The 7,656-nt window shown below is 70.0% G+C and carries 7 protein-coding genes; 1 reads left to right on the top strand and 6 read right to left on the bottom strand.

All coding sequences use genetic code 11. The annotated features are described in order from the left end of the window. The first annotated feature begins 211 nt into the window (after positions 1 to 211). Positions 212 to 1,813, top strand: coding sequence for an ABC transporter substrate-binding protein (locus BZL64_RS34390; RefSeq protein ID WP_244205677.1), 1,602 nt, complete (start codon positions 212 to 214; stop codon positions 1,811 to 1,813). A gap of 44 nt (positions 1,814 to 1,857) precedes the next feature. Here the strand turns inward: BZL64_RS34390 and BZL64_RS34385 are convergent, their stop codons facing one another. The 6 genes from BZL64_RS34385 to BZL64_RS34360 form a co-directional block, all read right to left on the bottom strand. Beyond that, positions 1,858 to 2,247 (bottom strand): SRPBCC family protein, encoded by a 390-nt coding sequence (locus BZL64_RS34385; RefSeq protein ID WP_086773000.1) that lies wholly within the window; start codon positions 2,245 to 2,247, stop codon positions 1,858 to 1,860. A 103-nt stretch (positions 2,248 to 2,350) separates the two neighbouring features. After that, positions 2,351 to 3,433, bottom strand: a complete 1,083-nt coding sequence (gene ccsB, locus BZL64_RS34380) for a c-type cytochrome biogenesis protein CcsB (RefSeq protein ID WP_425276103.1) — start codon at positions 3,431 to 3,433, stop codon at positions 2,351 to 2,353. 32 nt (positions 3,434 to 3,465) lie between these two features. Next, positions 3,466 to 5,190 (bottom strand): cytochrome c biogenesis protein ResB, encoded by a 1,725-nt coding sequence (gene resB / locus BZL64_RS34375; RefSeq protein WP_086772998.1) that lies wholly within the window; start codon positions 5,188 to 5,190, stop codon positions 3,466 to 3,468. A gap of 3 nt (positions 5,191 to 5,193) precedes the next feature. Next, positions 5,194 to 5,964: a cytochrome c biogenesis CcdA family protein gene (locus BZL64_RS34370; RefSeq protein WP_086772997.1), complete on the bottom strand. Its 771-nt coding sequence runs from the start codon at positions 5,962 to 5,964 to the stop codon at positions 5,194 to 5,196. A 1-nt stretch (position 5,965) separates the two neighbouring features. Continuing rightward, complete coding sequence (locus BZL64_RS34365) at positions 5,966 to 6,556, bottom strand: TlpA family protein disulfide reductase (protein ID WP_086772996.1); 591 nt, start codon at positions 6,554 to 6,556, stop codon at positions 5,966 to 5,968. A 66-nt stretch (positions 6,557 to 6,622) separates the two neighbouring features. Further along, positions 6,623 to 7,656 (bottom strand): polysaccharide deacetylase family protein (locus tag BZL64_RS34360; protein ID WP_086772995.1); only part of this gene is annotated, 1,034 nt, incomplete at its 5' end.

The raw sequence follows: 7,656 nt of genomic DNA, 5'->3' as shown, positions 1-7,656 counted from the left end.
GGCGATGTACCGGTAGAGGCGGATCTCCCACACCTCGCGCAGCCACCGCACCAGCGGACCGCCCGTCCCCGCGCCTCCACCGCCACCGCTTCCGCCGCCGCCACCCGCGCCCGCCATCACGCCTCCCCGTCCCCGTCGTCTTCGCCGTCGTCGGCCGGTGTGCGCAAGGGGCGGCCGGCGACGGCGAAGACGACGGGGACGGGGAGGCGTGATGGCGGGCGCGGGTGGCGGCGGCGGAAGCGGTGGCGGTGGAGGCGCGGGGACGGGCGGTCCGCTGGTGCGGTGGCTGCGCGAGGTGTGGGAGATCCGCCTCTACCGGTACATCGCCCTGCTGGTGACCCTCGCGCTGGTCGCCGGAGCGTTCTTCGCGGTGCGGACGGTGACCCGCGAGGACCGTTCGTGCGCGCCCGGAGTGTCCCGGCCCGAGGGCAGCGGGGAGTGCGTGGGCGTGGCGACGGACGCCTACGACTTCGGGCAGCCGCGGCTGCGGGAGGCGGTGCGGGCGATCGACCGGGAGAACGACGCGCTGAAGGCGGGGAGTTATGTGACGGTGGCGCTGATGCTGCCGTACACGGCCACCACCCCGTCGACGCTGAGCGACATCCTGCACGAGGTGCAGGGCGCCTACCTGGCGCAGTGGCAGGCCAACCACACCTCCAACGGGCAGGCTCCGGCGATCCGGCTGGTGCTCGCCAATCCCGGTGCCACCAGCGAGCACTGGGAGGTGATGGTCGACCAGTTGGAGCGGATGACGAAGAGCGCCGACCGGCTGCGCGCGGTGGCGGGGGTCGGCCAGAGCACCGACAACAACAAGAAGGCCGTCACCGAACTGACCCGGCGGGGCATCCCGGTGATCGGCGCCTCGATCACCGCCGACGATCTCGCCAACGGGCAGGACGGCAAGGACCCGTTCCCCGGTCTCGCGCGGGTCGCCCCGACCAACACCGACGAGGCGCGGGCGCTGGCCTCCTTCGCGAAGGTGAGCGCGGGGCGGGCGCTGCTGGTGTACGACAAGCCGGGTGATCCGTACACGCGGACGCTGCAGGCGTCGTTCGCCGCGCTGATCGAGGGCTCGCCGTACGAGCCGCAGCCGTTCACGCCGCCGGCCGACCGGACCCGGGAGGGGACGACGGCGAACACGTTCCGGCAGATCACGCATCTGGTGTGCGACACCGCGCCGGGCACGGACACCATCCTGTTCGCCGGCCGGCACACGCAGTTGCGGCAGTTCATCAACGCGCTGGGCACCCGCGGCTGCCAGGACCGGCGGTTCACGCTGCTGACGGGTGACGAGGGCTCGTATCTGACGGGCGACACGAAACTCGACCGAACCGCTCTCACGCACAACCTGTCCGTGCGTTACACCGCCCTCGCCCACCCGGACGCCTGGCCGAGCGACCCGGCGGTGACGGGCGGCTCGGCGCGGGACGCGCGGACGCTGACCGACCTGCTGGCCCGCGCCGGGCGCGCGCCGGTCGGGCCGATCGGGGAGACCGGCGGGAGGGGCCTGGAGGACGGTCAGCTGATCATCGGGTACGACGCGGTGCGGCTGGCGGTGCACGGTGTCCGCGAGGCGACACCGGACGGCGCGGCGGTGCCGCCGCTGGCGGAGGTCGGCCTCCAGTGGCCGCAGGTCAAGGGCTCGCTGCGGGTGAACGGGGCGAGCGGCTGGATCTGCCTGGACGTGCACGGCAACCCGTACGACAAGGCCGTACCGATCGTGGAGCTGACGCCCGAGGGCGGTTCCCGCTTCGTGCGGATCGCGTGGCCGGAGGGGAAGCCGCCGGCGAAGGAGTGCCTGCCGCCGTCGTAGTCACCGAAGCCGGCCGACGGGGCCGGGAAGTCCTACCGCCCCCTTCACGCTTCGATCAACCGTTCGAATCTCGCCCGCCAGCGGGGCTCCGTCTCGCCCTCGCCCTGGAACTCGTGGGTGAAGCGGAGGGCGGTGCCGCCCTCGTCGTCGCGCTCCAGGTGGAAGCGCATCCGGCCGCCGCCCTCCACCGTGTACTCGGCGACCCGCTCCACGTCCCAGGCGGTGACCTGCCCGGCGCCCAGGCCGGGCAGGCCGATCACGCCGCCCAGCCGGGGTTCGAGGACGTCGACGGGGCCGTACCAGCCCGAGAGCCCGTCGGCGGTGGCGAGGGCCGGCCAGACCGCCTCGACGGGTCTCGGGAGCCGCACCAGGAAATGCAGGATGCGCGTGTTCCCGTGGGTCTGGCTGGAGCCCTGTTCGATGGAACCGCTCATGACACCAGAGTGACCCCCGGGAACCGCTTTCGCGTTGTTACCGGGGGTCACACCAGGGGTTCACGTCGAGACTCACACCAGGGGCTGCTCCGAAGGCTGCCGTCTACACACCGGCGTACGAGTGCTTGCCGGTGACGAAGATGTTGACGCCGTAGTAGTTGAACAGCCAGCAGCCGAAGGCGGCCAGGGCCAGGTAGGCGGCCTTGCGGCCCTTCCAGCCGGCGGTGGCGCGGGCGTGCAGGTAGCAGGCGTAGGCGACCCAGGTGATGAAGGACCAGGTCTCCTTGGGGTCCCAGCCCCAGTAGCGGCCCCAGGCGTCGCCCGCCCAGATCGCGCCCGCGATGATCGTGAACGTCCACAGCGGGAACACGGCCGCGTTGACGCGGTAGGCGAACTTGTCGAGGGTCGCCGCGGCGGGCAGCCGGTCGAGGACCGAGTTGGCGAACTTCCCGGGCTTGCCGCCGCTCACCAGCTTGTTCTCGTAGGAGTCCTTGAAGAGGTACAGGATCGTGGAGACCGCGCCGACGTAGAACACCGCGCCGCAGAAGATCGCGGTGGAGACGTGGATGTACAGCCAGTACGAGTGCAGCGCCGGGACCAGCTGGTCGCTCGCCGTGTACAGCACGGTGACGGCGAGGCCGAGGTCGAGCAGGACCGAGGTGATGAGGAACAGTCCGAGCCAGCGCACGTTCTTCCGCAGGGCCAGCAGCGTGAGATACACGCCGACGGCCACCGTGGAGAAGGTGATGTTGAACTCGTACATGTTGCCCCACGGCGCCCGCTGCACCGAGAGCGCGCGGGTGAGCACCCCGCCGAACTCGATCGCGAAGGCGAGCACAGTGAGGGAGATGGCGATACGGCCGTACAGGTCGCCCTGTTCGTCCCCGCCGTGCGCGCCCGGACCGTCGGGCACGTCGCGGGCACCGGTGGCGGACCGCACCACGACCTTCGGCCGCTGCAGGACGGCGGTGCCGCCGCCCTTCTGCACGGTGACGGCCGGGGCCGCCTTCCTGGCCGCGGCCTGGGCGGTCAGCGCGGCGGCGGTACGGCCGACCTTGCTGCGTCCGCCGAAGGTCCATTCGGCGATGTAGGCGAAGAAGGCCAGGGTGTAGACGGCCATCGCGGAGTAGATCAGCGTGTTGCTGATGCTCGCGAGGTTCTCGTTGGTCGCGGCGGCGAGGTTCACCGCGCCGGCGAGGTCGGTTGCGGCGGCGAGAGTCACTTCTCAGACCCTTCGGCAGGTACGGCTCGGAGATCGGGGGTGTCGGGGGATTCGGGGGTGTCGGCGTCGTCCTCGGGGGCTCCGGGAGCCCGGTCGTACAGGATCCCGGCCAGCTCGCCGAGTTCCTCGGGCACCTTCGCGGACTCACTGCGGCCGAGCCCGGCCATCTCGACGACCGTCACGCCGTCGGCACCCCGCACCGCACGCACCCACACCCGGCGGCGCTGGATGAACAGGGAGGCGGCCAGGCCGAAGATCGCGGTGAGCGCGCCGCCCAGCGCCCAGCCGCTGGCGGGCTGCTGGGTGACCTGGAAGTTCGCCCATTCCTTGGTGCCCTCGTAGGTCACCGTGCCGGCGCCGTTCGGGAGGGTCATGGTCTCGCCCGGCTTGAGGTTCTCCCGCAGCTGCAGCTTCTTGGCGTCCTTGAACGCCTTCATGTGGGTCTTGTCGAGCTGGTAGACGCTCTGCGGGATGCCCGAGTCGACGCCGAGGTCGCCGTGGTAGGGCGCGAGGTTCAGTACGGGGTTGAGCAGGGCCGGGAAGGTGGAGGCCGTCTCCATGCCCTTGACGTACGACGGCAGGAAGAAGGCCTGGAAGCCGAGCTGTTCGGTGACGCCCTTGGCGTTCTTGTAGCCGTCGAGGACCTTCACCACTCCGGAGGAGGTGACGTTGGAGTCGAGGGGCAGCAGCGGTACGGCGTCGCTGAAGACGACCTTGCCCCTGCCGTCCCGGACGGTGACGACCGGGGCGTAGCCGTGGGCGGTGAGGTAGACCTTGGAGTCGCCGATCTCCAGCGGGTGGTTGACCTGGACGGTGGTCTTCCGGTCCTTGCCGTGGGCGCCGACGCTGTAGGTGAGGGAGGCCTCGTAGGTACGGGGGGTGCCCTTGTTGGGGCCGCTCGCCTCGTACGTGCCGGTGAACTCGTCCAGGGAGAAGCTGAACGGCGTCAGGTCGTCGACGCTGAAGAGGTTGCCGGACTTGAAGTCGTCGTAGGAGATGAGGGTGTTGGAGAAACCGCCGCTTCCCTCGACGAGGAGTTTGTTTCCCTCGGACTTGAAGAGCTGGCCCCAGGCGAAGGAGGTCAGCATCACGATCAGCGCGATGTGGAAGGCGAGGTTGCCGACCTCACGGAGGTAGCCCTTCTCGGCGGCCACGGCGTCACCGGCCAGATGGGCCCGGAAACGGCGCTTCCTCAGCAGCGCGAGTGCGGCCTCGCGGACCTCCTCGGGCGCGGCCCGCGTCTGCCACGTCGTGTACGCGGGCAGCCGGGTCAGCCGCTTGGGCGCGCCCGGCGGACGGCCGCGCAGCTGGCCCACGAACTGCCAGGTGCGGGGCACGATGCAGCCGACGAGGGAGACGAACAGCAGGATGTAGATCGCGGAGAACCACACCGAGCTGTACACGTGGAACAGCCCGAGCCGGTCGTAGAGCGGCGCGAGCGTCTCGTGCGCCGCGCGGAAGTCGGCGACCTTCGTCTCGTCGCTGCCGGTCTGCGGGATCAGCGAACCGGGGATCGCGCCGAGCGCCAGCAGCAGCAGGAGCAGCAGCGCCACCCGCATGGAGGTCAGCTGGCGCCAGAACCAGCGGGCCCAGCCGATCACGCCCAGGCCGGGCCCACTGGCGAGGGTGTCGGTGGGGGCCGTGGACAGCTGGGAGCCGGCGGCGCCGAGTCCCTGGTCGTCGGGGGCCGTGGTGGGCTCGTCGGCTGTGGTCTTGTTCATCGATCAGATCCCCACGGTGAAGCCGTTGGACCAGGACTGCAGGTCCTGCACGAGGTAGTCCCACGCGCCGGTCAGCAGCAGCACACCGGTCCCGATCATCATCACGCCGCCGACGCGCATGACCCACACGTAGTGCCGCTTGACCCAGGCGAAGGTGCCGAGCGCCTTGCGGAAGGCGACCGCGGCGAGCACGAACGGCAGGCCGAGGCCGAGGCAGTAGGCGACGGTCAGTATGGCACCGCGGCCCGCGCTCGACTGCTGCGAGGACAGGGCGAGCACGGAGGCCAGGGTGGGGCCGATGCAGGGGGTCCAGCCGATGCCGAACAGCGCGCCGAGCAGCGGGGCGCCCGCCAGTCCGGCGACGGGCCTGCGGTGGAAGCGGAACTCCCGCTGGGTCATCCAGGGCATCAGGCCCATGAAGAAGACACCCATGAGGATCATGAGCACGCCCAGCACCTTGGACAGGACACCGCTGTTGGCCTGGAGGGTGTCCCCGAAGAAGCCGAAGAGGGCCCCGCTGGAGACGAACACCGCCGTGAAGCCGAGCACGAAGAGGGAGGCGCCGGCGACCATCCGGCCGCGCCGGGCCTCGGCCAGATCGGTGCCCGCGACGCCGGTGACGTACGACAGGTAGCCGGGCACGAGCGGCAGGACGCAGGGCGAGAAGAAGGAGATGAGTCCGCCGAGCAGGGCGACGGGCAGGGCGACCAGCAGGGCTCCGTTGAGCACCGTGCCGTTGTAGCCCTCCGCCGCGAGGGTGGTGACCGCGCTCACGTCACTTCTCCGCGAGGACCGGGTCGATCATGGAGCGCAGTTTCTCCTCGCTGAGCGCGGCCAGGGAACGGGCCGCGATCTTCCCTTCCCGGTCGAGGACGAGCGTGGAGGGGATCGCCTGGAGGTTCAGCGTGCCCTTCTTGAACCGGAGCATCAGCTTGCTGCTCGGGTCGTACAGGCTCGGGTAGGTGACGCCGTACGTCTTCTCGAAGGCGAGGGCGCTCGACTCCTTGGCGTCGGCGACGTTGATGCCGACGAACTGCACGCCCTGCGCCTTCAGGTCGGTGGAGACCTTCTGGAAGTTGGGCGCCTCGGCCCGGCAGGGGGCGCACCAGGATCCCCACACGTTCAGGACGACGACCTTGCCCTTGAAGGAGGAGACCGCCAGCTGCTTGTTGTCGATGGTCTTGCCGGACAGGTCCGGGGCCGGGTCCCGCTTGCCCTTCTCGGCGGTCGAGATGCCGTCCTTGCCCATGATGAAGTTGGTGTCACCGCCCCCGCCGGAGACGCCTCCGGAGGTACAGGCGGACAACAGCAACGCCGCGGCGACGGCTACGGCGGCGGACAACGGGGTGCGGCTGGCGGCACTCATGTGAAAAGTTTCGCATGCCCGTTCCGGGGATCTTGGGCACCCCCCTTGCGGGCAGAGAACCGCATTTCAGGCAGCGTTCGCGGAGCTGGACGCGGTACCGGCGCCGGCGGTCTCGGAGGCCCCAGCGAGAAACGTCTTCCAGCCACCGGCCGGTTCCTGCCCCACGTCCAGCGTGCGCAGCTTGGCGAGGACCTCCGGCTTCTGTACGTCGATCCAGTCGACGAACTGCCGGAAGGAGACCAGGCGCACGTCCGCGCCCTTCTCCTTCTCGCGCGCGATGTGCTTGAACGCCTCCTCGACGGCGTCCATGTAGATGCCGCCGTTCCACTGCTCGAAGTGGTTGCCGACGAAGAACGGCGCGCGGTTCGTCTCGAACGCCCGGCGGAAGCCCTGGATGTACGCCTGCGCCGACTGCTTGCGCCAGCCCGGGTAGTTGTGGCTGGGCGCCTTCGTCGAGTTGACCGACTGGTTGGCGAGCATGTTGTAGTCCATCGACAGGACCTCGAAGCCACGGCCGGGGAACGGTATCTGCTGCAACGGCAGGTCCCACATGCCCTGCTTCTTGTCGGGCCAGACCTGACGGCCGCCGGGCGAGGAGGCGTCGTAGCGCCAGCCGAGGGAGCGGGCGGTGGGCAGCAGGCTCTCCTGGCCGAGGAGGCAGGGCGTACGGGCGCCGACGAGTTCCTTGTCGTAGTCGAAGGGCAGCGCGGGCAGGTCGGTCCACCCGGTGTTGGTGCGCCACTCCTTCACGAACGACTTGGCCTGGTCGATCTCGTCGCGCCACTGGCTTCCGGTCCAGTTGCCGACGGACCCGGAACCGGCGCAGAAGTGCCCGTTGAAGTGGGTGCCTATCTCGTGGCCCTCCAGCCAGGCGCGGCGGACGTTGATCAGCGTCGCCTTCACGTGGTCGTCGGTGAGGTAACCGATGTCGGAAGCGCCGCGGGGATTGTTGGGCGGGTCGTAGAGCCGCTTCTTGGACTCGGGCAGGAGGTAGAGCCCGGAGAGGAAGAAGGTCATGGCCGCGCCGTGCTCCTTGGCGAGGTCCAGGAAACGCGGGAAGAGACCGTTTCCCACCTCGGCCGCGCCGTCCCACGAGAAGA

This window comes from Streptomyces bobili (genome assembly GCF_002154575.1).
GTDB classification, from domain to species: Bacteria; Actinomycetota; Actinomycetes; order Streptomycetales; family Streptomycetaceae; genus Streptomyces; species Streptomyces bobili.
This window is presented reverse-complemented; position numbering and strand designations above follow the sequence as displayed.